The sequence below is a fragment of the Enterobacter cloacae complex sp. P12RS genome (assembly GCF_014895875.1).
GTDB lineage: Bacteria > Pseudomonadota > Gammaproteobacteria > Enterobacterales > Enterobacteriaceae > Enterobacter > Enterobacter bugandensis.
Map to the genome: position 1 here is coordinate 20,079 of NZ_JADBQO010000025.1, position 24,446 is coordinate 44,524.

Here is a 24,446-nt window from a genome sequence, read left to right on the forward strand (position 1 = left end):
ATAGCGGTACACTTCGCCCTTTGGTTTATCTCCCGGAGTTTCCATGTCCTTCAGCTGTCCCCTTTGCCACGCGTCACTGACGCGCTCAGATAAAAGTTATGCCTGTCCGCAGGGACATCAGTTTGATATGGCGAAAGAAGGGTATGTGAATCTTCTTCCGGTGCAGCACAAGCGCTCCCGCGATCCGGGCGATAGCGCAGAGATGATGCAGGCGCGCAGGGCGTTTCTCGATGCCGGGCACTATCTGCCGCTGCGGGAGACGGTGGCGCAGATGCTGGGTGACTTACTGCCTGATTCGGCGTCCGCCATGCTTGATATCGGCTGCGGGGAAGGGTACTACACCGCACGGTTTGCGGATGTGGTACGGGAGAAGGGGGCCGTGACATTCGGTCTCGACGTGTCGAAAGTGGCGATCCGCGCGGCGGCTAAACGTTACGCTGGCGTGACGTTTTGCGTGGCATCCAGCCACCGGCTGCCGTTTGATAATGCCAGTATGGATGCCATTATCCGCATCTACGCGCCGTGTAAAGCAGACGAGCTGGCGCGCGTCGTGAAGCCCGGAGGCTGGGTGATAACCGTCACACCGGGTCCGCGTCACCTGATGGAGCTGAAGGGACTCATTTACGACGAGGTGCGTCTGCATGCCCCCCACTCTGAACAGCTGACAGGCTTTACGCTGAAGCAGGAGCATTCAGTGGCGTATGAAATGAATTTGAACGGGGAAGAAGCGGTAGCCCTGCTGCAGATGACGCCGTTCGCGTGGCGGGCAAAGCCGGAAGTATGGGATGCGTTAGCGGCTCGGACGACGTTTGGCTGCCAGACAGATTTCAGTATCCACGTCTGGCAGCGCGACGCTTAAGGCGCGAAGTGTGCCCAGAGGATCTGGGCACCAATGCCGATCAGCACGATACCGCCTAAGATCTCGGCGCGTTTACCCAGCAGCGGGCCGATAAACCGCCCGACCATCATGCCCAGCGTGGACATAATCAGCGTTGCACAGCCAATGGCCAGCGCGGTGGCGATAATATTGACCTGCAGGAATGCCAGACCCACCCCGACGGCCATGGCGTCCAGGCTGGTGGCAATTGCCGTGGTGACCAGCAGCCAGAAACCGTGGCGGTGCAGCGGTGCTTCATCTTCATCATCATTCCCGCGAAAACCTTCAATCATCATTCGGCCTCCGAGAAACACCAGCAGGACGAACGCAATCCAGTGGTTCCACTCCAGCACGAACTGGCTGGCGAGCATGCCCAAACCCCAGCCGATGAGCGGCGTCAGCGTTTCGATGGCACCAAAGATCAGACCGGTGCGCAGAGCTTCTGTGAATTTAGGTTTGTGGAGCGTGGCGCCTTTGCCGATGGAGGCGGCAAATGCATCCATGGACATGCCAAAAGCGAGAAGGATCGTAGCGGAGATGTTCATAAGAGCGTCCAGACCGGGGATATCCATATGACACATCACTGCCCCCAGTAAACAGCAGTTGATGTATCTATGGTCTCGCCTGATCTCTTTTGCACTGTAAGCGTGCTGAAAGCGATCCGTACGCGCCACGTTTTTCAACGAGTATGTTGACGCGTACATTTCCTGCGTGCAGGAAATCGGCTACTCCCCAACGACGGGCGCAACCTTAACATATTTTGAGAATATAAAACAACAACGAGCAAGGCTTAATTTATCTGCGTCTTTGATAACGATTTTCATTTAGGTTTATGCGTGAAAATATCGTTAATAAATATAAGTCAAAGACGAGAGAAGATATAGCAACGGCTATATTCTTTGCGAAAGAATATCACAATATATAGCCGAGGTTATAATGTTAACTTATTGAGTTTTAACGAGTAATGTGTAGATTTTCTCAAGGTCATCAATATTTTTGACCCGAATGAGCAGGCGGCGCTGTTCTAATTGCATCACTAACACGCCGTCTTCGGATAAATTCATCTCTTTAATGCGGTTATATTCTATCCATACGTTGGCGAAGAAGAATCCCTGTTTTTTAAAAATGAGTTTCGGCGAGCGGATCCAGAACAGGTAAATCGCCATTAATGCCAGCGCACATAATAACCATGTGGTTAATATTGCACCGTGGCTGGTCACGTTATTGTAAATCAGAATGACCACCAGGCCGGCGAAGATAAATGCATCAATGCGTCCACGGCGTAAGAGGGGAAGGGTCAGCAGCGTCTCGCCGTTACGGCGAGGCATAATGAATTCGTCATAGATCGCGTAAGCCAGAAGGGCAACAATAAACAACACCAGTACGATGTCCGTAACAGTCATTCATCCTCCAGATAAAAAGACCGGGGGCAAGCCCCCGGTCGAAAACGCAATGTTTTACAGGCCCAGCAGGCCGACTGCGTAGCCCGCGATACCGATGACGAAGAAGCCAACGATGATCCACAGCGGGTTCACTTTCTTACGCAGCAGCCACATACAGGCGAAGGTCAACAGCAGCGGCACCAGGCCAGGCATCAACTGGTCCAGAATCGTCTGCACGGTGGTGACGCGGGTTTGACCATCCTGACCGGTGATGGTCGAAACCACCAGCGGGATGTTCACGTGCGTCCACTTGTTAACCAGCGCCCCCATCACAAACAGGCCGAGAATAGAGGCCCCCTCGGTCAGTTTCTGCAGGAAGCCGCCGCCCATATCCTTAACGATGTCCACGCCCTTACGGTAGCCGTAGGCCACGCCGTAGTAACGGGTCAGAAGACGTACCGCGTTGAACAGGATAAAGAACAACAGAGGACCGAGCAGGCTGCCGCTCATCGCGATCCCGGCACCCAGCGCCGCGAAGACCGGACGAACAGTACCCCAGAAGATAGGGTCGCCCACGCCGGCCAGCGGACCCATCAGACCGACTTTGATACCGTTGATGGCACCATCGTCAATCTCCGCGCCGTTCGCACGCTGCTCTTCCATCGCCAGCGTCACGCCCAGAACCGGAGCCGCGACGTAAGGATGGGTGTTGAAGAATTCCAGGTGACGCTTAATCGCCTGACGGCGTGCTTCGTTGTTCTCAGGGTAGAGACGTTTTATCGCCGGCACCATTGAGAAGCAGAAGCCCAGCGCCTGCATACGTTCGAAGTTCCATGAACCCTGAAACAGGTTAGAACGGATGAACACGCCACGAATATCACCCGGAGTGAGTTTTTTCTCGGTGGTAGTTTTTGTCATATCAACCATTTCGCTCACCTGTTAGTCCAGTTCGTTATCGAGATCGTTGTTACCAGCAGCCTGCGCTGGGGCACCCGCAACACGGTTGTATTTGGGGCTGAGCTGGATGTAGAGAATCGCCATCACGGCACCAATCACGCCCAGCGCAACCAGGTTGAAGTTGGTGAATGCTGCGGTGACGAAGCCGAGGTAGAAGAACGGCATCAGGTAGCCCGCGCGCATCATGTTGATGACCATCGCGTAACCTACCACGACGATCATACCGCCCGCGATGTTCAGACCGCTGGTGACCACTTCAGGAATCGCGTTCAGCATGCCCTGAACTTCACTGGTGCCGACAGAGATCGCAACGATAACCGCCGGGATTGCGATACGCATCGCCTGCAGGAACAGGGACGACACGTGGATCCAGGAGAGTGCCGTGAGGTTGCCGTTCTCGGCCGCCTTATCCGCCGCGTGCTGGAAGGCCACGGTGATGGTACGAACGATGATGGTCAGCACCTGGCCTGCTGCGGCCAGAGGAATGGCAAGGGCAATACCAGCACCAATACTCTGATGACCGGCAATAACCAGAACGGTTGAGATGATAGAGGCCAGTGCGGCATCAGGCGCAACGGCGGCACCGATGTTCATCCAGCCCAGGGCGATCATTTCCAGCGTACCACCGATGATGATACCGGTTTTCATATCACCCAGAACGGCACCGATCAGCGTACAGGCCACCAGAGGGCGGTGGAACTGAAATTCATCAAGTACGGATTCCATACCCGCAATACACGCGACGATGAACACCAGCACAATCTGAAGAGTGGTAATCTCCATTGTACTTCTCCTATAACATAAGCTTTATGTGAAAAACCGGCGCGGGCTTATTTCCCAACTTTACCGATCAAATCCATCATTTTCAGTTTCTGGTCAGTGGAAACCTTACGGGCTTCCAGCTCAATACCGCGGGCATTCAGCTTGTTGAACGCCTCGATATCTTTCGCATCAACTGAAATCGCGTTGTTGACCTGCGTTTTGCCCTGACGGAAAGCCATACCGCCGATGTTCACGGAGGTGATTTTCACGCCGCCTTCAACAATGCGCTCGACGTCTGTCGGGTTAGTAAACAGGAGCATCACGCGTTCACCCGCATATTTCGGGTTGTTGTAAACGCGGATCATCTTGGCGACATCCACCACGTGCGCGGTAACGCCCGGTGGTGCAACCTGAGTCAGAAGGGTTTTACGGACAGTGTCGGCGGCCACTTCGTCACTGACCACGATGATACGCTGTACGTTGGTCTCTTTGGTCCAGCGAGTCGCAACCTGTCCGTGAATCAGACGGTCATCAATACGCGCCAGGCCGATGACCATGTAATCGTTCGGTCCCATCGGTTTTGCCGGTGCCGCTGCTTTCGGTGCCGCCGCAGCCGGGGCAGGGGCGGGTTTTTCAACCGGCTGAGCCTTCAGGGCTTTCACCCCTTCGCGGCCGGTTTCAACGGCCAGCGCGACCAGCTCATCGAAGCCTGGGTTGTCGTCGCGCGCCATAAAGGTTTCCACCAGCATGGGAATGTTTACCCCGGCGACGACTTCATAATGCTCTTTATCGACGACAATGCGGCTGGCAGCATTAAACGGACTGCCGCCCCATGTATCGACGAGAAACAGCACGCCTTTGCTGGTATCCAGCTTCGCGAGTTGAGCGTTGTACTTCTCAATCAGCGTCTCGGCATTTTCACCGGGAACGAAATCGATCCAGCCGACGTTTTCTTGCTCGCCCAACAGCATCTCTGCCGTTTTGAGTAGCTGCTCAGCAGCCCAACCATGTGTGCCTATGACAATAGCAATGGTCACTTGCTACCTCCTTTTATTATCATTAATACGCCTGCCGGGCAGACGTACTGAGAATCGTATTGGCGAACCGAATCGATTCAGATAAGGGTTAGAGTTCAAAAAACTAAGACTTCCGCGAATTATTTTAGATAGTGAAAAAATAATTTATGTGATGAAGATCCGTAATTTAGCCACGCGTTACAGAATTATCTGTAACGTATAGCCGCTGTGTTACAGAACTTTGCAAAGGAACGTAAATCTTTGCTAAAAACACAGTCTCTCTGATATGTTTAGCCTCCGTTTACTTGTTCAGGAGTATAGGGCTACAGCCCACTATATGGACCGTCACCGACGTCAGTCATCTACCAGGCCATTCCGCGCCTTTTTCACCGGCGAACCACGCCACGTATCAACTCTGTCTGCCTCTTATTTGCCCACGTTGAGTGGGGCACCGTTTTGTCATTCCTTTAGCAGGAGCTTGTCATGGAATTCTTAATGGACCCGTCAATCTGGGTGGGACTGCTCACGCTGGTGGTGCTGGAGATCGTTCTCGGCATCGATAACCTGGTGTTTATCGCCATCCTTGCGGATAAGCTGCCGCCAAAACAGCGTGATAAAGCGCGTCTGATTGGACTCTCGCTGGCGCTGGTCATGCGACTGGGGCTGCTCTCCGTGATCTCGTGGATGGTCACGCTGACCAAACCGCTGTTCTCCGTCATGGATTACACCTTCTCCGGCCGTGATTTGATCATGCTAATCGGGGGGATATTCCTGCTGTTCAAAGCGACAACAGAGCTGCATGAACGGCTGGAGAACCGGCAACATGATGATGGTCACGGTAAGGGCTACGCCAGCTTCTGGGTCGTGGTGCTGCAAATTGTGGTGCTGGATGCAGTCTTCTCGCTGGATGCGGTGATTACCGCGGTCGGTATGGTGAACCACCTGCCGGTGATGATGGCGGCCGTCGTGATTGCGATGGCGGTGATGCTGCTGGCCTCGAAACCGCTGACGCGCTTCGTCAATCAGCATCCGACGGTGGTCGTGCTCTGTCTGAGCTTCCTGCTGATGATTGGTTTGAGCCTGGTGGCGGAAGGTTTCGGCTTCCATATTCCGAAAGGCTACCTGTACGCCGCGATTGGCTTCTCGATCCTGATCGAACTGTTCAACCAGATTGCGCGCCGTAACTTTATTAAGCAGCAGTCAAATCAGCCGCTGCGTGCCCGTACAGCGGACGCCATTCTGCGCCTGATGGGCGGACGCCGTCAGGTGAACGTCCAGTCTGACCCTGAAAACCGTAACCCGGTGCCGGTTCCGGAAGGGGCGTTTGTGGAAGAAGAACGCTACATGATTAACGGCGTGCTCTCCCTGGCCTCCCGCTCGTTGCGCGGCATCATGACGCCGCGCGGGGAAATTAGCTGGGTCGATGCGAACCTGAGCGTTGATGAAATTCGTCAGCAATTGCTCTCATCTCCGCACAGCCTGTTCCCGGTATGCCGCGGTGAGCTGGATGAGATCATCGGCGTGGTTCGGGCGAAAGAGATGCTGGTGGCGCTGGAAGAGGGTGTCAACGTGGAGGCCATTGCAGCTTCGTCGCCGGCGATTGTCGTACCGGAAACGCTGGATCCGATCAACCTGCTGGGCGTATTGCGTCGCGCGCGCGGTAGCTTTGTTATCGTCACCAACGAGTTTGGTGTGGTACAGGGGCTGGTGACGCCGCTGGACGTGCTTGAAGCGATTGCCGGTGAATTCCCGGATGAAGACGAAACGCCTGAGATTGTGGCCGACGGCGAAGGCTGGCTGGTCAAAGGTGCGACCGACCTGCACGCGCTCTCGCATACGCTGGGGTTGGAAAACGTGGTTAACGATGAAGAAGACATCGCAACCGTGGCGGGGCTGGTTATCGCCGTAAACGGTCAGATCCCGCGTGTCGGGGATGTGATCGAGCTTCCTCCATTGCACATCACTATCGTTGAAGCTAACGACTACCGCGTCGATCTGGTCCGCATTGTTAAAGAACAGTCTGCACACGACGAAGACGAATAAGTCTGCTTAACGGGTACGATGTGCCCGTTACGATCTTCTGGCGGGGAAGATTTTCCCGCCAGCCATTGTGGCGTTACTACCGCGCCTGCTTCTCTCTCAACCCGTTCGCTATTTAGCCGCTGCCTGATGCCAGGCCGAGCGCGAGCAGCCGCGACCGTAAAAGTGTAGTGGGGAAAGAAGAAGGAGACGAGAATGAAGGGAGAAATTCGCCCATCCGTTGCGGATGGGCGAAAGAGAGGATTAGTCGCACTGCACCTTAATGGCCAGACCGCCGCGCGACGTTTCACGGTACTTCGCGTTCATGTCTTTGCCGGTTTCGTACATGGTTTCGATAACCTTATCCAGCGACACGCGTGGTTCGCTGGTACGGCGCATCGCCATGCGTGAGGCGTTAATCGCTTTGACGGAGGCAATCGCGTTACGCTCAATGCACGGTACCTGCACCTGGCCTGCGACCGGGTCACAGGTCAGACCGAGGTTATGCTCCATACCAATTTCCGCCGCCACGCAAACCTGTTCAGGGCTTGCGCCCAGCAGCTCGGCCAGACCGGCCGCCGCCATAGAGCAGGCCACGCCTACTTCACCCTGACAGCCCACTTCAGCGCCTGAAATGGACGCGTTCATCTTATACAGCGCACCGATAGCGCCTGCCGCGAGAAAATAACGGATATAAATATCCGGCGTCACAGGCTCGATAAAGTGATCGTAGTAGGCCAGCACCGCCGGAACGATCCCGCACGCGCCGTTGGTTGGCGCGGTCACCACGCGCCCCCCCGCGGCGTTCTCTTCGTTCACCGCCAGAGCAAACATGTTCACCCAGTCAACTACGTTCATCGGGTCGTTAGAGAATTTGTCCGTGGTCACCAGCATACGGCGCAGGGCAGAGGCACGACGCGGCACGCGCAGTGGCCCTGGCAGTACGCCTTCGGTGTTCATCCCGCGATCGATACAGGCGCGCATGGTTTGCCACACGTTGGCAAAATAGTCTTCGATCTCTTTTTTGCTGTGCAGCGCCAGCTCGTTCTGCATCACCATGCCGGACAGCGACAAACCGGTCTCTTTGCAGTAGCCCAGCATCTCGGTGGCCGATTTGAACGGATAGGGCACGTTCACGTCGCCCGCGCTCTCTTTACCGAAATGCTCTTCGTCAACGATGAAGCCACCGCCGATGGAGTAGTAGGTTTTGCTGTAGATCTCTTTTTCGCCGCTCCAGGCGTGGATAGTCATGCCGTTTTCATGCAGCGGCAGGTTGTCGCTGCGAAAACGCATGCCGTCATCCTGCGGGAAATCCACTTCGTGCTGACCGTTAGCCAGCAGCAGGCGACCGCGCGCTTCCACGTCGCGGATGAATGCCGGGATGGCATCAATATCAACAGTGTCCGGCATATTGCCCGCCAGACCCATAATAATGGCGATATCGGTGTGGTGGCCTTTACCCGTTAATGACAGTGAACCGTAAACGTCTACGGCGACACGGGTAACGCTTTCCAGTAATCCTTTTTCGACCAGATCATCGACGAACTGTTTACCGGCCTTCATCGGCCCTACAGTGTGGGAAGAAGAAGGACCAATCCCCACTTTGAACATGTCGAATATACTAATCACTTTCACACTCCTGACAGGGTTACCGGGGTTCCAGTAACGATGTTATAACTGCGCATAGTGTAAGAGGGAACACCAACCTCGGCTTAACTATTCACATGAATTAAACTAATGGTTAACGATGGGTTTTGCTAATAGCGCGACGCGGATCGCAAACCTGCAAAAAAGGCTGGAATGTAAAGTATAGTCAAGGCTTCAGGCCGATTTGTAGCGCCAGTTCACGAATGATGCCCGCCGTCATGCCCCAGACAAAATAATGCTGATACCAGGACAACCAGACCCGATGGTCATGCCCCCGGCGATGGATATCCAGCGGATGATAGCGGCTTAGCCGGAGCGCCTCTTCAAGCGGCATCTCAAACACCGCAGAAACTTCGTCGACGCTGGCGTGGTACTGAAGATTGGGGGGGATAATGCCGACGACCGGCGTGACCTGAAAGCCGGTCACGCTGTCGACGGGCGGCAGCACGCCGATGACTTCCACCGCGTCAGGCGGGATCGCCACCTCCTCCTGCGCTTCCCGCAGCGCGGCGGCAATCAGCGACGCATCGGTGCTGTCCACCGCGCCTCCCGGGAAGGCCACCTGACCGGCGTGTTTGCGCATATGCGGCGAACGCTGCGTAAGCAGCAGGCCCGGCTGTTCCCGGCGCACCACCGGGATCAGCACCGCCGCCTGACGCTGATTCAGCGTGGCGCGGTTGACCTGCGGCCGTAGCAGCTGAAAGCGCGACAGAAAATCATCCAGCGTCAGGTTCTCTTTCTCCACCGTTAGTTCTCCAGTTGCTTCAGGATGCGGTTCACCTTATCAAAGGTTTCCTGATATTCCGCCTCGACCTGGCTGTCCGCCACAATGCCGCCGCCCGCAGAACAGTACAGATTGCCGCCGCAGGCCGTCAGCGTGCGAATGGTAATGCTGGTATCCATGGTGCCGCACAGGCTGATATAGCCGATGCTGCCGCACCAGGCGTTGCGGCGGTGCGGTTCCAGTTCGTCGATGATTTCCATGGCGCGAATTTTTGGCGCACCGGTGATGGAGCCGCCCGGGAACGCGGCCCGGAGCAGATCGCAGGCGGTGCGAGAGGCGGGCAGACGCGCGGTGATGGTGCTGACCAGATGATGCACTGCCGGGAAAGGCTCGACGACGAACAGCTCCGGCACGCGCACGCTGCCTGGTTCGGCGACCCGGCCAATATCGTTACGCATCAGGTCGACAATCATCAGGTTTTCGGCGCGATCCTTCGGTGACCCGGCGAGTTTCTCCGCCTGCTGGCGATCGGCGTCCGGATCGGCAAGGCGCGGCAGCGTGCCTTTAATCGGGCGGGTCTGAATCGTCCCTTCCGCCAGATGGATAAAACGCTCCGGCGACAGGCTGAGGATGGCCCCCTGTTCCAGACGTACAAACGCGCTGAACGGAGCCCTGTTACTGGCATTGAGACGGGTAAACGCCTGCCACTCGTCCCCCTGGTATGCTGCCTGGAAACGCTGGGCAAGGTTAACCTGATAGCAGTCGCCGCTTTGCAGATAGGCCTGCACGCGGGAGAATTTTTCCGCGTATTCCAGCGCGGTCATGTTCGAGCGCCAGCCGGAGGTCAGGGTGAACGCTTCAGCTGGAGCAGGCTGTTGTGCCTCAAGCCAGGCCAGACGCGCCTGCACGTCATCATGGCTCAGCAGGGAGACCCTTTTTTTCTGGTGGTCCACAATCAACGCCCAGTCATATAGCCCCACGGCCATGTCCGGCAGGGCAATATCCGCCTGCGCATGCTCGGGCAGCATCTCGAAGCGGCGACCCAAATCGTAGCCAAACAGGCCCAGCGCGCCGCCCTGGAAGGGCAGGTCCAGGTTAGGGGTAGCGGATAAGCCCAGCGCGTTGATTTCCTGCTGAAGCTGCATCAGCGGATCGTCCGTCGTCGACAGATCGTCGGTCGTCAGCGTTTTCAGGGGATCGGCTACCATAATATCGAAGCGGCTGTACGGGTGATCCGCATGGCCGGAGTGCAGCAGCATGGCAAAAGGAAGATGGCTCAGACGGGCAAACCAGAACTCAGCGGCGTCAGCGCGCCAGGGTAAGGTAACAACAGTGGGGAAGCGCATGTTCATGTATGGCATACTACCGGGCAGCGTGAAATAATTAGCGCGAATAATTTAGCAGGAGTTGACGATGTTTGCAGGTTTACCTTCTCTGAGCCATGAACAGCAGCAGAAAGCGGTTGAGCGAATTCAGGAACTGATGTCCCAGGGGATGAGCAGCGGACAGGCGATTTCCCAGGTGGCGGAGGAGCTGCGCGCCACCCATACCGGCGAGCGGATCGTGGCGCGTTTTGAGGATGAAGATGAAGAGTAATCGGGCTTAAACAGCCGCGATAATCTTGATCTCAACCTTGTATTCCGGTTTCATCAGCGTGGCCTGTACGGTGCAGCGTACAGGCGCGTGACCCGCCACCACCCACGCATCCCAGGCTTTATTCATCGCCGCGAAATCGTCTTTATTTGCCAGGAAAATGGTCGCATCCAGAATGCGGGATTTATCGCTGCCCTGTTTTTCCAGCACGGCATCAATCTGCGCCAGGGTATTCGCCGTCTGTTCGAACGCATCCGCGTCCAGATTTGACGGTACACCGGTGTAATACAGCGTCTGGTTATGGATCACCACATCAGACCAGCGGGCTTCGGCATCAATGCGCACAATTGTCATAAACGTTTCCTCGTTATTTTTCGTCGTCAGGCGGCAAGACTGCCATATTGTTCTGCCGTCGTCACTATTTGGGGTGGCACAGGAGAAGATGGGCTGACATAATCCCTGTGCAAAAATACAGTGAGAGAGCAACGTGGCAGACGATTTTTCCCCTGAAGGTCAATTAGCGCAGGCGATCCCCGGCTTCAAGCCCCGTGAGCCTCAGCGACAGATGGCGCACGCCGTTGCCCGCGCCATTGATCAGGCCCAGCCGCTGGTGGTTGAAGCCGGAACCGGCACGGGTAAGACCTATGCTTACCTTGCGCCGGCGCTGCGGGCGAAAAAGAAGGTGATAATTTCCACCGGATCGAAAGCGCTGCAGGATCAGCTCTACAGCCGCGACTTGCCCACGGTGGCAAAGGCGCTGAAATATAAAGGCCGTCTGGCCCTGCTGAAGGGGCGCTCCAACTATCTCTGCCTGGAACGTCTTGAACAGCAGGCGCTGGCGGGCGGCGATCTGCCGGTACAAACCCTGAGCGACGTCATTATCCTGCGCGCCTGGGCGAACCAGACCGAAGAGGGCGATATCAGCACCTGCGCGAGCGTGCCGGAAGACTCCCCGGCCTGGCCGCTGGTGACCAGCACCAACGACAACTGCCTCGGCAGCGACTGCCCGCTGTATAAAGACTGTTTTGTGGTGAAAGCGCGCAAAACAGCGATGGACGCAGACGTGGTGGTGGTGAACCACCACCTGTTCCTCGCGGATATGGTGGTTAAGGACAGCGGTTTCGGCGAGCTTATCCCGGAGGCGGACGTGATGATCTTCGATGAAGCCCATCAGTTGCCGGATATCGCCAGCCAGTATTTCGGCCAGTCGCTCTCCAGCCGCCAGCTACAGGATCTGGCGAAAGATTTTACCATTGCCTACCGGACCGAACTCAAAGATACCCAGCAGCTGCAGAAGTGTGCCGACCGTCTGGCGCAAAGCGCGCAGGATTTCCGCTTACAGCTTGGCGAGCCGGGCTATCGCGGCAACCTGCGCGAACTGCTGGCGGACAAAAATATCCAGCGCGCGCTGCTGCTGCTCGATGATGCACTTGAGCTCTGCTACGACGTGGCGAAGCTGTCCCTCGGACGCTCCGCGCTGCTTGACGCCGCCTTCGAGCGCGCCACGCTCTATCGCGGGCGGCTGAAACGGCTAAAAGAGATCAACCAGCCGGGGTACAGCTACTGGTATGAATGCACCTCGCGCCACTTTACCCTGGCGCTCACGCCGCTGACGGTGGCCGATAAATTCAAAGAGGTGATGGCGCAGAAGCCGGGAAGCTGGATCTTCACTTCCGCAACCCTGTCTGTAAATGACGATCTGCACCACTTCACCGAGCGCCTCGGCATTGAGCAGGCGGAATCACTGCTGCTGCCCAGCCCGTTTGATTACGAAAAGCAGGCGCTGCTCTGCGTGCCACGCAATTTCCCACTACCGAACCAGCCGGGGGCGGCGCGGCATCTCGCGGCGATGCTCAAGCCGATGATTGAGGCCAACAACGGGCGCTGCTTTATGCTCTGCACCTCACACGCCATGATGCGCGATCTCGCCGAGCAGTTTCGCGCCACCATGACCCTCCCGGTGCTGCTGCAGGGGGAAACTAGTAAAGGCCAGCTGCTCCAGCAGTTTGTCAGCGCCGGTAACGCCCTGCTGGTGGCAACCAGCAGCTTCTGGGAAGGGGTGGACGTGCGCGGCGACACGCTCTCGCTGGTGATCATCGATAAGCTGCCGTTCACGTCGCCGGACGATCCGCTGCTCAAGGCGCGTATGGAAGACTGCCGCCTGCGCGGCGGCGATCCGTTCGACGACGTTCAACTACCGGACGCGGTCATCACGCTTAAGCAGGGGGTAGGGCGACTGATCCGTGACGTCACCGACCGCGGCGTGCTGGTGATCTGCGATAACCGCCTGGTGATGCGTCCTTACGGCGCAACGTTCCTCGCCAGCCTGCCGCCCGCCCCGCGTACGCGGGACATTAAACGCGCGGTGCGTTTCCTGGCAAACCCAACGGCGGAGTAATTCGCTCCGGAGTGTGCTAAGATGCGCGCCATTTTGTGACTGACCCTTGCGAGAGCGCGACGACTGATGCGAATTCTGGCTATTGATACCGCGACAGAGGCTTGCTCTGTTGCTCTGTTGAACGACGGTGCTGTTTCTGCTCATTTCGAAGAGTGCCCACGGGAACACACCCAGCGTATTCTGCCCCTGGTAAAAGCCATTTTAACCCAGGGCAACACCACCTTAACCGACCTCGACGCGCTGGCCTTTGGCCGCGGCCCCGGCAGCTTTACGGGCGTGCGCATTGGGATTGGCATCGCGCAGGGGCTGGCGCTGGGCGCTGACCTGCCGATGATCGGCGTCTCTACGCTTGCGACGATGGCGGAGGGTGCCTGGCGCATGACGGGCGCGACCCGCGTGCTCGCCGCTATTGACGCTCGCATGGGTGAAGTTTACTGGGCGGAATATACCCGCGATGAAAACGGCGTCTGGCACGGCGAAGAGACGGAAGCAGTGCTTAAGCCTGAAGCCGTTACTGAGCGCCTGAAGCAGCTGTCCGGCGAGTGGGCGACGGTCGGCACGGGCTGGCCGGCGTGGCCAGAGATGGCGAGCGGCACCGGCGTGACGCTGGTGGACGGCAACATGCTCCTGCCTGCGGCAGAAGATATGCTCCCGATTGCCCGTCAACTGCTTGCAGCAGGAAAAACCGTTGCCGTTGAGCATGCGGAGCCGGTTTATTTGCGAAACACCGTCGCGTGGAAGAAACTTCCGGGCCGCGAATGAATCTCAGTAACAGGAACTGAGAAAAAGGAGTCGCATCATGGCGGTTCAGACTAAAGTAGTACGCCTTTTTATGGCAGGCGCGGTTGCCATAGCACTGAGCGGTTGCGTAACCGTACCTGATGCGATCAAGGGCAGCAGCCCGACGCCACAGCAGGATCTGGTTCGGGTAATGAATGCGCCCGAGCTTTACGTCGGCCAGGAAGCCCGCTTCGGTGGGAAAGTGATCGACGTGCAGAACCAGCAGGGGAAAACCCGTCTGGAAATAGCCACGGTACCGCTCGACAGCGGCGCGCGTCCCGTACTCGGTGAAGCCTCTCGCGGGCGTATCTATGCCGACGTTAGTGGTTTCCTTGACCCGGTCGATTTTCGCGGACAGCTGGTAACCGTTGTCGGGCCGATTACCGGTTCGGTGCAGGGCAAAATCGGCAACACGCCGTATAAATTTATGACCATGCAGGTGAACGGCTATAAGCGCTGGCGTATCGCCCAGCAGGTGGTGATGCCGCCTCAGCCAATCGACCCATGGATGTGGGGTCCACATCCTTATCGTTACGGTTATCCGGGATGGGGCTGGTATAACCCGGGCCCTGCACAGGTGCAAACGATCGTAACTGAGTAACTTACTGTTATTGTTAAGAAAGAGACAGCGCCTCAGCCGCTGTCTCTGTTTTTTTACGGATAAAACGAAAAAAAAGAGTGACGCGCTTCGCAACCTGCAATCTGAACAATTAATAAACTGGTACGCTGAGTTAATATAATGTTAACAAACTGTTTATTATCGGGGCTGTGATGACGACGAACACTCATTTCAGAGGTGATGCATTGCAAAAGGTTTGGCTTAACCGTTATCCCGCAGATGTGCCTGCGGAGATCAATCCTGACCGTTATCAATCCCTGGTGGAATTATTTGAGCACTCGGTAAGACGTTACGCAGACCAGCCCGCGTTTGTGAATATGGGCGAGGTGATGACGTTCCGTAAGCTTGAGGAGCGTAGCCGGGCGTTTGCGGCTTATCTGCAGGAAGGACTTGGGCTGCAAAAAGGGGATCGCGTCGCGCTGATGATGCCGAACCTGCTGCAATACCCGGTGGCGCTGTTTGGCATCCTGCGTGCCGGGATGATTGTCGTCAACGTTAACCCGCTTTACACGCCGCGCGAGCTGGAACATCAGCTGAACGACAGCGGGGCGGTGGCGATTGTCATTGTTTCTAACTTTGCCCATACCCTGGAAAAAGTGGTCGACAAAACCCAGGTGAAGCACGTCATCCTGACGCGCATGGGCGATCAGCTTTCCACCGCCAAAGGGACGCTGGTCAACTTTGTCGTTAAATACGTCAAACGTCTGGTACCAAAATACCATCTGCCGGATGCTATCTCCTTCCGGCGCGCGCTGCATGCGGGCTATCGCATGCAGTACGTCAAGCCTGAAGTCGTCTCCGAAGACCTGGCCTTCCTGCAATACACGGGCGGCACCACCGGCGTGGCCAAAGGGGCGATGCTGACCCACCGCAACATGCTGGCGAACCTTGAGCAGGTTAATGCCACCTACGGGCCGCTGCTGCATCCGGGTAAAGAGCTGGTAATCACCGCGCTGCCGCTGTATCACATCTTCGCGCTGACCATGAACTGCCTGCTGTTTATCGAGTTGGGCGGGCAAAACGTATTGATCACCAACCCGCGCGATATACCGGGTCTGGTGAAAGAGCTGGCAAAATACCCGTTTACCGCCATGACCGGGGTGAACACCCTGTTTAACGCGCTGCTCAACAACAAAGAGTTCCAGCAGCTTGATTTCTCCACGCTGCATCTCTCCGCGGGCGGCGGCATGCCGGTTCAGCAGGCGGTGGCCGAGCGCTGGGTGAAGCTAACCGGGCAATATCTGCTGGAAGGCTACGGCCTGACGGAATGTGCCCCGCTGGTGAGCGTCAACCCGCACGATATCGACTACCACAGCGGCAGCATCGGCCTGCCGGTCCCCTCGACGGAAGCAAAGCTGGTGGATGATGAGGATAACGAAGTGCCTCACGGCGAACCGGGCGAGCTGTGCGTCAGAGGGCCGCAGGTAATGCTGGGTTACTGGCAGCGCCCTGATGCGACCGACGAAATCATTAAAGACGGCTGGCTTCACACCGGCGATATTGCGGTGATGGATGACGAAGGCTTCCTGCGCATCGTCGATCGCAAAAAAGATATGATCCTGGTCTCCGGCTTCAACGTCTATCCGAACGAAATCGAAGACGTGGTGATGCAGCACAGCGGCGTGCTGGAAGTGGCGGCGGTGGGCGTTCCTTCCGGCAGCAGCGGTGAAGCGGTGAAGATATTTGTGGTCAAGAAAGATCCTTCTCTTACCGAGGAAGCGCTGATAACGTTTTGTCGCCGTCAGCTGACGGGCTATAAAGTGCCGAAGCTGGTGGAATTCCGCGATGAGCTGCCGAAATCCAACGTCGGGAAGATATTACGACGAGAATTACGTGACGAAGCCCGTGCCAAAGTAGACAATAAGGCCTGAGCTTCACGTTAATCGCCCAGACGCCGGTTAAGCCGGCGTTTTTTATGGGCGCAAACAAAAGAGAATCCGATTTGAATTACCAGATGATCACGACCAACGACGAGCTGGCTTCGCTGTGCGAAGTGACGCGCGACTTTCCTGCCATCGCTCTGGATACCGAGTTTGTCCGTACTCGCACCTATTATCCACAGCTGGGTTTGATACAGATGTACGACGGTAAGCACGTCTCGCTGATCGACCCGCTCGGCATTACCGACTGGGCGCCGATGCGTGACCTGCTGCTGGATACTGCGGTAACGAAATATCTGCACGCGGGCAGTGAAGATCTGGAAGTCTTTCTTAACACCTTTGGTATCATGCCTCAGCCGCTGATTGATACGCAGATCCTCGCGGCGTTCAGCGGTCGTCCGCTGTCGTGGGGCTTTGCCGCCATGGTGGAGGAGTACACGGGCCTGACGCTGGATAAAAGTGAATCCCGTACCGACTGGCTGGCCCGTCCGCTTACCGAGCGTCAGCTGGAATATGCGGCGGCAGACGTGTTTTACCTGCTGCCGATTGCCGGACAGCTGATGAAAGAGGCGGAAGCCTCCGGCTGGCTCTCTGCCGCGCTGGACGAGTGCCGTATGACGCAGCAGCGTCGCCAGGAAGTGGTTGACCCGAAAGAGGCCTGGCGTGATATCACCAACGCCTGGCAGCTTCGCACGCGTCAGCTGGCCTGCCTGCAGCTGTTAGCGGACTGGCGTTTGCGTAAAGCGCGTGAGCGCGATTTGGCCGTGAATTTTGTGGTGCGTGAAGAGCATCTCTGGGCGGTCGCGCGCTATATGCCGGGCAGCCTGGGCGAGCTGGACAGCATTGGCCTTTCCGGCAGCGAGATCCGTTTCCATGGTAAAACCCTGCTGGCGCTGGTCGCCAAAGCGCAGGCGCTGCCGGAGGATGCACTGCCTGAGACGCTGCTGAATCTCATGGATATGCCGGGCTATCGTAAAGCATTTAAGGATATCAAAGCGCTGGTGCAGGATGTCGCAACGGAAAGCAAGCTGAGCGCTGAACTGCTGGCGTCACGCAGACAGATTAACCAGCTGCTGAACTGGCACTGGAAGCTGAAACCGCAGAATGGCGTGCCGGAACTGATGGCTGGCTGGCGCGGGGTATTGATGGCCGATCGCCTGAATACCTTGCTGGAAGGTTATCCGCGATAAAAATATGCCGGGCGATATACCCGGCATATTCTCCCCGGTGGCGCTGCGCTTACCGGGGCTACGACACCAGGAATCTACGGACGCGACTCTTCCGCTTCCGGAAGCGTTACGTTCAGCTCCAGAATCGAAATATCCCCGTCTTTTTGCTCCAGCTGTACGGTGACCATCTCCGGGTCAATCTGCACATACTTACAGATCACTTCCAGGATGTCCTTGCGCAGCTGCGGCAGGTAGTGAGGCTCGGCGTCGCTACGACGACGCTCCGCAACGATAATTTGCAGGCGTTCTTTTGCGATGTTGGCGGTGCTTTTTTTCCGCGAGAGAAAAAAGTCCAGTAATGCCATAACTTATCCTCCGAACAGGCGTTTGAGGAAACCTTTCTTCTCTTCTTCAATGAAGCGGAAAGGACGTTCTTCTCCCAGCAGACGGTCAACGGTATCGGCGTAAGCTTTACCTGCATCTGCCGTTGTATCAAGGATCACGGGCTCGCCCTGGTTAGAGGCGCGTAATACGGACTGGTCTTCCGGGATAACGCCAACCAGTTTAATGCGCAGGATCTCCAGCACGTCTTCCATGCTCAGCATGTCACCTTTGTTTACGCGACCCGGGTTATAGCGGGTCAGCAGCAGGTGCTCTTTAATCGGATCCTGGCCATTTTCCGCACGGCGGGATTTGGAGGCCAGAATACCGAGAATACGGTCGGAGTCACGCACGGAGGAGACTTCCGGGTTGGTGGTGATGATCGCTTCATCAGCAAAGTAGAGCGCCATCAGGGCACCGGTTTCAATGCCGGCAGGGGAGTCACAGACGATGAAGTCGAACTCCATTTTTTTCAGCTCGTCGAGCACCTTTTCCACGCCTTCACGGGTCAGGGCATCTTTATCACGCGTCTGAGAAGCCGGAAGAATGAAGAGGTTCTCGGTGCGCTTGTCTTTAATTAGCGCCTGGTTCAGCGTGGCATCGCCCTGAATGACGTTCACGAAGTCATATACGACGCGACGCTCACATCCCATGATGAGGTCGAGGTTACGCAGACCGATATCGAAGTCGATAACGACGGTTTTCTTTCCCTTCTGGGCCAAACCAGTAGCGATGGCCGCGCTGGAGGTGGTCTTGCCAACGCCTCCTTTACCCGAAGTAACAACAATAATGCGTGCCATAGAAATTCCTTGTTAAAAAGGGATTAATTCAACGGTTGAACGGTCAACGCGTCGTCTGCCAGAAGCAGGCGAGCCGCTTTGCCATAAAATTCGGCTGGGATCTTGTCGCTCAGCCAATATTCACCTGCGATGGACACCAGTTCCGCCGTCAGGTGAGTACAAAATATTTGCGCGTCCCGATCGCCACTTGCGCCCGCGAGCGCACGTCCACGCATCATACCGTAAACGTGAATATTGCCATCTGCAATAAGCTCTGCGCCAGCACTGACGTGGCTTGTAACAATTAGATCACAGTTTGGCGCATAAATGCGCTGACCGGAACGAACCGGCACATCAATCATTCGCGTTTTTGTGAGAGCGGTAACGTTTTGCGCCGCAGGAGGGGGCGTTTGTACGGCAGCGGGTGCTGCACGTGGGGTTTTTTCTTTGCCTTCATTAAGAAGAGGCAGCCCCGCACGGTCGATTTCCGCTTTCAGCTCGGGATCTTTGCAGCCGCTGATGCCGACAATACGCAGCCCGGTAGAGGAGACCGCCTGCTGGAGACGTGTCCAGTTAACCGGCGCCTCAAGACCGCTGACGTTGATGACGACGGGGGCGTGCTTCAGAAAGGCGGGAGCCTGGGCGATTTTGTCTTCTAACGCCTGACGAATAACCTCGGGTTTTGCATCATGCAAATGAACCACTGATAAGGTGAAGCTACTGCCTTTAAGCTCGATGGGCGTGTTTGACATCCTGGCCTTACTCAATTTGCTATTAACCGCAACCATTCGCTGCGATATTCCGAAGAGTATCAGGCATGTTATAGTCAGGAGTATATTGAGGCAAGCAACCACCCATTAATTCAGAGTAAAAACATGTTTTGTGTGATCTACAGAAGTACAAGCCGTGACCAGACCTATCTTTATGTCGAAAAGAAAGACGATTTTTCACGCGTGCCGGAAGAATTAATGAAGAACTTTGGCCGACCACAGCTGGCGATGCTGCTGCCGCTGGACGGCCGTAAGAAACTGGTGAATGCCGATCTGGAAAAAGTGAAAACGGCATTAGCCGAGCAGGGCTATTATTTACAGCTTCCACCGCCGCCTGAGAATTTATTAAAACAGCACCTCGAGGCGTCCGGGAAAAAATAGCCTCAGCTGTTTTCGGGCATAACACATCAACCGATTAGGGGTCGAGCATGTATCAACATCATAACTGGCAAGGTGCATTACTGGATTATCCCGTCAGCAAAGTGGTCTGCGTGGGCAGCAACTATGCGAAGCATATTCAGGAGATGGGCAGCGCAACCCCAGAAGAGCCGGTCCTGTTTATTAAGCCCGAGACGGCGCTATGCGACATCCGCCAGCCGCTGGCGCTGCCGCAGGGGCTGGGGTCGGTACATCACGAAGTAGAGCTTGCCGTGCTGATCGGCGCCACGCTGCGCCAGGCTTCCGAAGAGCATGTCGAGAAAGCGATTGCTGGCTACGGCGTGGCGCTGGATCTGACCCTGCGCGACGTGCAGGGCAAAATGAAGAAGGCAGGGCAGCCGTGGGAAAAAGCCAAAGGCTTTGATAACGCATGTCCGATTTCAGGGTTTGTTCCGGTGAATGAATTTACCAACGATCCGCAGGATACTCCGCTCAGCCTGAAGGTTAACGGCGAGATCCGCCAGCAGGGCACCACGGCAGATATGATCCACAAGATTGTGCCGCTGATCGCCTACATGAGCCGTTTCTTCACCCTGAAGCCGGGCGATGTGATCCTCACCGGCACGCCAGAAGGCGTGGGCCCGCTCGCCAGCGGCGATGAGCTTGAGGTCGGTTTTAACGGCCTGTCGCTAAAAACCCGCGTGCTGTAACCGCATCTTGCCGCCTGCAAAGGGCGGCAAAACTTGCAACCACGTGCCAGACTCGTTATAAGGTGCGCTTTCTTTTGACGTGTGGACATCCTGATGAACGACATTCCTTTCTGGCAAAGCAAAACTCTTGACCAAATGACCGACGCGGAGTGGGAATCGTTGTGCGACGGCTGCGGGCAGTGCTGCCTGCACAAGCTGATGGATGAAGACTCCGATGAGATCTATTTCACCAACGTCGCCTGCAGGCAGCTGAACATTAAAACCTGCCAGTGCCGCAACTACGAACGCCGCTTCGAGTTCGAGCCGGACTGCATCAAGCTCACCCGTGAAAATCTGCCGACTTTTGAGTGGCTGCCGCACACCTGCGCGTATCGCCTGCTGGCGGAAGGGAAAGATCTACCGGCCTGGCATCCTCTGCTGACCGGTTCAAAAGCGGCGATGCACGGCAAGCGTATCTCGGTACGCCACATTGCGGTGAAGGAGTCCGAGGTACGGGACTGGGAAGATCACATCATGAATCACCCTAATCGGTGATAATAAAAAACCCGCCGTGGCGGGTTTTTGCTTTTACCTTCCAAACAAATCGCGTTTCTTCGGTTTGAACGGCTGAGCAATCAGCACCAGCAGCGCCACGACGAAGTAGGCCACAAAAATGCCCACCAGCCACTGCGGCATCTCCAGCGTCAGGAATTCCCACTGACGTACGGAGCAGTCACCGGATGCGACAAACACCTGCGGAAGCCACTTATCCAGCGGCAGCCAGCTCGGGAAGCGGGCGGCGAAATCACAGGTCATAAACGGTGACGGATGCAGCTGCATCATGGTGTGCTGCCAGGAAAGCTCAATCCCTTTCCAGGCGCTGTACAGCCAGATGGCAATACCGACGTAGCGCAACGGCGTTTTTGGGGCAATTGCGCCCACCAGGCCTGCACCCATAATGCCGAACAGCGCGCAGCGCTCGTAGATGCACAGCACGCAGGGCTTGAGTCCCATCACGTGCTGGAACCACAGCGCAACCATTTCCAGCGCAAAGGCGGTCAGGGCCATCAACAACCACGCTCCGCGACCGCGGGAGCACTGGTTTAAAAATCTCAACATAATCATTTCCCTGGAACATGCTTAGAAAGCGCAGTGTAAACGAATTTTAATGCGCCGCAAGTATACCCGCTTGTAGCAGCCATTGCGTACAGGGAACGAGAGTAATTTTGATGCACAGCAAACCAACAACGGTGAGCACCAGCGTGTACGGCAGCGCCATCCAGACCATTCTCCCATAAGAAAGTCGTATGAGCGGCGCCAGCGCCGAGGTCAGCAGGAAGAGAAATGCCGCCTGGCCGTTCGGTGTTGCAACGGAGGGCAGGTTTGTTCCGGTGTTGATGGCTACCGCCAGCAGGTCGAACTGCCCGGTGCTGACGATCCCTTGCTCCATTGCCGCTTTGGCCTCATTGATATACACCGTCCCGACAAAGACGTTATCGGAAATAGAGGACAACAGACCGTTAAATAGATAGAACAGCGTAAGCTGCGAGTCCGGCGAGGCCTGAAGCACAAACGCGATAATCGGTGCGAAAAGGTGTTGGTCAATAATCACCGCCACGACCGCAAAAAAGACCGCCAGCAGCGCGGTAAACGGCAGGGCTTCGGTAAAGGCTTTACCAATAGCATGTTCGTCCGTTACCCCGCTAAAGGTGGTGGCAAGAATAATGACGGAGAGGCCAATCAACCCGACTTCGGCAAGATGCAACGCCAGCGCGGCGATAAGCCAGATGCCGATGATCCCCTGCGCAATCAGACGCAGCGTCTCCTGGCGCGTACGCTGTTTGCGGCTCTGCTCGTCAAATTTATGCAGTTCTTTGCGGACCGGTTCAGGCAGCTGTGCGCCGTAGCCGAACAGCCTGAATTTTTCGACCAGAATGCAGGTCGCTAACCCGCAGACCAGCACAGGCACGCTGACGGGGGCCATGCGCAGGAAAAACTCGCCAAAATGCCATTCAGCCGCTTTCGCGATGATCAGGTTTTGCGGCTCGCCCACCATGGTCATCACGCCGCCCAGCGCCGTACCGACCCCTGCGTGCATCATCAGGCTGCGCAGAAACGCGCGGAACTGTTCCAGCACGTCGCGGTTATGCGCCTCGACGTGGCTATCGTCCTGTAAATCCTCACTTGGGCGAGAGGAGGCCACGCGGTGATAAATGCCGTAAAATCCGACGGCGACGCTTATCACCACCGCGACAACGGTGAGCGCATCCAGGAAGGCCGACAGAAAGGCGGCGGCAAGGCAAAACGCCAGCGAGAGGATCGTTTTCGACGTAATGCTCAGCAGCAGGCGGGTAAAGATAAACAGCAGCAGCTGTTTCATAAAGTAGATACCGGCCACCATAAAAATGAGCAGCAGGAGCACTTCCAGATTGGAGGCCAGCTCTGCTTTTACATGTTCTGCGGACGTCATGCCGATGACAACGGCTTCAAACGCCAGCAAACCGCCGGGCAGCAGGGGATAACACTTAAGCGCCATGGCCAGGGTGAAGATAAATTCCGCCACCAGCAGCCACCCGGCGATAAACGGATCCACGCTAAAAATGATGGGATTAACGACCAGGAAAACCAGCAGTATCAGTTTGTACCAGTCAGGAGAATGACCTAAAAAATTGCGCCACAGCGCGCGCCCAAAAGAAATTTCCACAACAGACGTCCTTCCCGTTAAGTAATACAAAACATCAGTATACGCAAAAATCGCGGCCCGGAGGCGGATAAGACCGCATTGTAAATTTCACAAAAATGAAACGGCGATCCCTCTTTTCTCACTTTGCCGCGCTACCTGCCGTTGCACGCCTCTGGTATGATGAGTCCAATTTGCAAAAAGCTGTGTAATGGAAATCTCACTATGGTCATTAAGGCGCAGAGCCCGGCGGGTTTCGCGGAAGAGTACATCATTGAAAGCATCTGGAATAATCGTTTCCCTGCGGGGTCCATTCTTCCGGCTGAACGCGAACTCTCTGAACTGATTGGCGTCACTCGCACCACGCTGCGTGAAGTGCTTCAGCGACTGGCGCGTGATGGATGGTTGACGATCCAGCACGGCAAGCCAACAAAGGTAAACAACTTCTGGGAAACCTCGGGGCTAAACATTCTTGAAACGCTGGCGCGCCTCGACCATGAAAGCGTGCCGCAGCTGATAGATAATCTGCTCTCCGTGCGCACCAACATCGCGACTATTTTTATTCGTACCGCTTTCCGTCAGCATCCTGAAGATGCGCTTGCGGTGCTGGCCAGCGCGAATGAAGTTGAAGATCACGCCGACGCCTTTGCCACCCTCGATTACAACGTGTTTCGCGGCCTGGCGTTTGCCTCCGGCAACCCGGTTTACGGCCTGATCCTCAACGGTATGAAAGGGCTCTATACCCGCATTGGTCGTCACTACTTCGCTAACCCTGAAGCCCGCAGTCTGGCGCTGGGCTTCTACCATAAGCTGAGCAAGCTGTGCACCGAAGGCCTGCACGATCAGGTTTATGAAACCGTACGCCGCTACGGCCACGACTCCGGTGAAATCTGGCACCGTATGCAGAAAACGCTGCCGGGCGATTTGGCGATTCAGAGCCGCTGAA

26 protein-coding genes and 1 riboswitch are annotated in these 24,446 nt (G+C 56.2%); of the genes, 12 read left to right on the forward strand and 14 right to left on the reverse strand.

Going from position 1 to position 24,446, the window contains the following annotated elements:
* Positions 1 to 43: 43 nt before the first annotated feature.
* A complete protein-coding gene (gene rlmA / locus IM284_RS15280) occupies positions 44 to 859 on the forward strand; it encodes a 23S rRNA (guanine(745)-N(1))-methyltransferase (protein WP_049138827.1) in 816 nt (271 codons plus the stop codon).
* Here the strand turns inward: rlmA and mntP are convergent.
* From mntP to manX, 5 genes are all read right to left on the reverse strand, one after another.
* On the reverse strand, positions 856 to 1,422 hold the full coding sequence (mntP, locus tag IM284_RS15285; RefSeq protein WP_041911997.1) for a manganese efflux pump MntP: 567 nt from the start codon (positions 1,420 to 1,422) through the stop codon (positions 856 to 858). The two genes, rlmA and mntP, sit on opposite strands and share 4 nt — an antisense overlap.
* Before the next feature lie 10 nt (positions 1,423 to 1,432).
* Positions 1,433 to 1,623, reverse strand: a riboswitch (yybP-ykoY riboswitch).
* Between the two features lie 198 nt (positions 1,624 to 1,821).
* Positions 1,822 to 2,280, reverse strand: coding sequence for a DUF986 family protein (locus IM284_RS15290; RefSeq protein ID WP_047367801.1), 459 nt, complete (start codon positions 2,278 to 2,280; stop codon positions 1,822 to 1,824).
* A gap of 54 nt (positions 2,281 to 2,334) precedes the next feature.
* Complete coding sequence (locus IM284_RS15295; protein WP_006810994.1) at positions 2,335 to 3,186, reverse strand: PTS mannose transporter subunit IID; 852 nt, start codon at positions 3,184 to 3,186, stop codon at positions 2,335 to 2,337.
* A 12-nt stretch (positions 3,187 to 3,198) separates the two neighbouring features.
* Entirely contained in the window at positions 3,199 to 3,999 is an 801-nt protein-coding gene (gene manY, locus IM284_RS15300) for a PTS mannose transporter subunit IIC (protein WP_003859914.1), read from the reverse strand.
* Between the two features lie 47 nt (positions 4,000 to 4,046).
* Positions 4,047 to 5,015 (reverse strand): PTS mannose transporter subunit IIAB, encoded by a 969-nt coding sequence (manX, locus tag IM284_RS15305; RefSeq protein ID WP_028013533.1) that lies wholly within the window; start codon positions 5,013 to 5,015, stop codon positions 4,047 to 4,049.
* Positions 5,016 to 5,477: 462 nt separating this feature from the next.
* On the opposite strand from manX, the gene yoaE reads away from it, so the two are divergent.
* Positions 5,478 to 7,037, forward strand: coding sequence for a CNNM family cation transport protein YoaE (gene yoaE, locus IM284_RS15310; protein ID WP_028013532.1), 1,560 nt, complete (start codon positions 5,478 to 5,480; stop codon positions 7,035 to 7,037).
* Between the two features lie 240 nt (positions 7,038 to 7,277).
* On the opposite strand, the gene sdaA is transcribed toward yoaE, so the two are convergent.
* From sdaA to pabB, 3 genes are all read right to left on the reverse strand, one after another.
* The gene (gene sdaA, locus IM284_RS15315) at positions 7,278 to 8,642 is read right to left on the reverse strand and encodes an L-serine ammonia-lyase (protein WP_028013531.1); all 1,365 of its coding nucleotides are present in this window, start codon (positions 8,640 to 8,642) and stop codon (positions 7,278 to 7,280) included.
* A gap of 184 nt (positions 8,643 to 8,826) precedes the next feature.
* A complete protein-coding gene (locus IM284_RS15320) occupies positions 8,827 to 9,405 on the reverse strand; it encodes a CoA pyrophosphatase (protein ID WP_028013530.1) in 579 nt (192 codons plus the stop codon).
* 2 nt (positions 9,406 to 9,407) lie between these two features.
* Entirely contained in the window at positions 9,408 to 10,736 is a 1,329-nt protein-coding gene (gene pabB / locus IM284_RS15325) for an aminodeoxychorismate synthase component 1 (protein WP_047367800.1), read from the reverse strand.
* A gap of 61 nt (positions 10,737 to 10,797) precedes the next feature.
* On the opposite strand from pabB, the gene IM284_RS15330 reads away from it, so the two are divergent.
* Positions 10,798 to 10,980, forward strand: coding sequence for a YoaH family protein (locus IM284_RS15330; protein ID WP_008500497.1), 183 nt, complete (start codon positions 10,798 to 10,800; stop codon positions 10,978 to 10,980).
* 6 nt (positions 10,981 to 10,986) lie between these two features.
* Here the strand turns inward: IM284_RS15330 and IM284_RS15335 are convergent, their stop codons facing one another.
* Positions 10,987 to 11,331 (reverse strand): RidA family protein, encoded by a 345-nt coding sequence (locus tag IM284_RS15335; RefSeq protein WP_028013528.1) that lies wholly within the window; start codon positions 11,329 to 11,331, stop codon positions 10,987 to 10,989.
* A gap of 133 nt (positions 11,332 to 11,464) precedes the next feature.
* Here IM284_RS15335 and IM284_RS15340 point away from each other — a divergent pair, with 133 nt between their 5' ends.
* From IM284_RS15340 to rnd, 5 genes are all read left to right on the forward strand, one after another.
* Positions 11,465 to 13,375, forward strand: coding sequence for an ATP-dependent DNA helicase (locus IM284_RS15340; protein ID WP_193055839.1), 1,911 nt, complete (start codon positions 11,465 to 11,467; stop codon positions 13,373 to 13,375).
* Positions 13,376 to 13,441: 66 nt separating this feature from the next.
* Entirely contained in the window at positions 13,442 to 14,137 is a 696-nt protein-coding gene (gene tsaB, locus IM284_RS15345) for a tRNA (adenosine(37)-N6)-threonylcarbamoyltransferase complex dimerization subunit type 1 TsaB (protein ID WP_047367799.1), read from the forward strand.
* A 37-nt stretch (positions 14,138 to 14,174) separates the two neighbouring features.
* Positions 14,175 to 14,756 carry a Slp family lipoprotein gene (locus tag IM284_RS15350; RefSeq protein WP_041909497.1) on the forward strand — a complete coding sequence of 194 codons (582 nt, stop codon included), beginning with the start codon at positions 14,175 to 14,177 and terminating at the stop codon, positions 14,754 to 14,756.
* A gap of 203 nt (positions 14,757 to 14,959) precedes the next feature.
* Positions 14,960 to 16,645, forward strand: a complete 1,686-nt coding sequence (gene fadD / locus IM284_RS15355; RefSeq protein ID WP_072252102.1) for a long-chain-fatty-acid--CoA ligase FadD — start codon at positions 14,960 to 14,962, stop codon at positions 16,643 to 16,645.
* Positions 16,646 to 16,716: 71 nt separating this feature from the next.
* Positions 16,717 to 17,844, forward strand: a complete 1,128-nt coding sequence (gene rnd, locus IM284_RS15360; RefSeq protein ID WP_028013523.1) for a ribonuclease D — start codon at positions 16,717 to 16,719, stop codon at positions 17,842 to 17,844.
* 74 nt (positions 17,845 to 17,918) lie between these two features.
* Here the strand turns inward: rnd and minE are convergent, their stop codons facing one another.
* The 3 genes from minE to minC are packed head-to-tail and all read right to left on the reverse strand — an operon-like array spanning position 17,919 to position 19,735.
* Positions 17,919 to 18,188 carry a cell division topological specificity factor MinE gene (minE, locus tag IM284_RS15365; protein WP_010432714.1) on the reverse strand — a complete coding sequence of 90 codons (270 nt, stop codon included), beginning with the start codon at positions 18,186 to 18,188 and terminating at the stop codon, positions 17,919 to 17,921.
* 3 nt (positions 18,189 to 18,191) lie between these two features.
* Positions 18,192 to 19,004, reverse strand: coding sequence for a septum site-determining protein MinD (minD, locus tag IM284_RS15370; protein WP_028013522.1), 813 nt, complete (start codon positions 19,002 to 19,004; stop codon positions 18,192 to 18,194).
* A gap of 23 nt (positions 19,005 to 19,027) precedes the next feature.
* On the reverse strand, positions 19,028 to 19,735 hold the full coding sequence (gene minC, locus IM284_RS15375) for a septum site-determining protein MinC (protein WP_028013521.1): 708 nt from the start codon (positions 19,733 to 19,735) through the stop codon (positions 19,028 to 19,030).
* A gap of 123 nt (positions 19,736 to 19,858) precedes the next feature.
* Between minC and IM284_RS15380 the strand changes: the two genes are divergently transcribed.
* The 3 genes from IM284_RS15380 to IM284_RS15390 all read left to right on the forward strand — a co-directional run bounded on the left by IM284_RS15380 (position 19,859) and on the right by IM284_RS15390 (position 21,375).
* On the forward strand, positions 19,859 to 20,134 hold the full coding sequence (locus tag IM284_RS15380) for a YcgL domain-containing protein (protein ID WP_041909499.1): 276 nt from the start codon (positions 19,859 to 19,861) through the stop codon (positions 20,132 to 20,134).
* A 47-nt stretch (positions 20,135 to 20,181) separates the two neighbouring features.
* On the forward strand, positions 20,182 to 20,841 hold the full coding sequence (locus tag IM284_RS15385; protein WP_028013519.1) for a fumarylacetoacetate hydrolase family protein: 660 nt from the start codon (positions 20,182 to 20,184) through the stop codon (positions 20,839 to 20,841).
* 93 nt (positions 20,842 to 20,934) lie between these two features.
* A complete protein-coding gene (locus IM284_RS15390; protein WP_047368117.1) occupies positions 20,935 to 21,375 on the forward strand; it encodes a YcgN family cysteine cluster protein in 441 nt (146 codons plus the stop codon).
* 33 nt (positions 21,376 to 21,408) lie between these two features.
* Here IM284_RS15390 and dsbB read toward each other — a convergent pair whose 3' ends face one another.
* Together dsbB and nhaB are read right to left on the reverse strand one after the other, a co-directional pair.
* On the reverse strand, positions 21,409 to 21,939 hold the full coding sequence (dsbB, locus tag IM284_RS15395; protein ID WP_028013517.1) for a disulfide bond formation protein DsbB: 531 nt from the start codon (positions 21,937 to 21,939) through the stop codon (positions 21,409 to 21,411).
* A gap of 46 nt (positions 21,940 to 21,985) precedes the next feature.
* Complete coding sequence (gene nhaB / locus IM284_RS15400; RefSeq protein ID WP_028013516.1) at positions 21,986 to 23,524, reverse strand: sodium/proton antiporter NhaB; 1,539 nt, start codon at positions 23,522 to 23,524, stop codon at positions 21,986 to 21,988.
* Between the two features lie 201 nt (positions 23,525 to 23,725).
* Between nhaB and fadR the strand changes: the two genes are divergently transcribed.
* Positions 23,726 to 24,445, forward strand: a complete 720-nt coding sequence (fadR, locus tag IM284_RS15405) for a fatty acid metabolism transcriptional regulator FadR (protein ID WP_028013515.1) — start codon at positions 23,726 to 23,728, stop codon at positions 24,443 to 24,445.
* The last annotated feature ends 1 nt before the right edge of the window (position 24,446 follow it).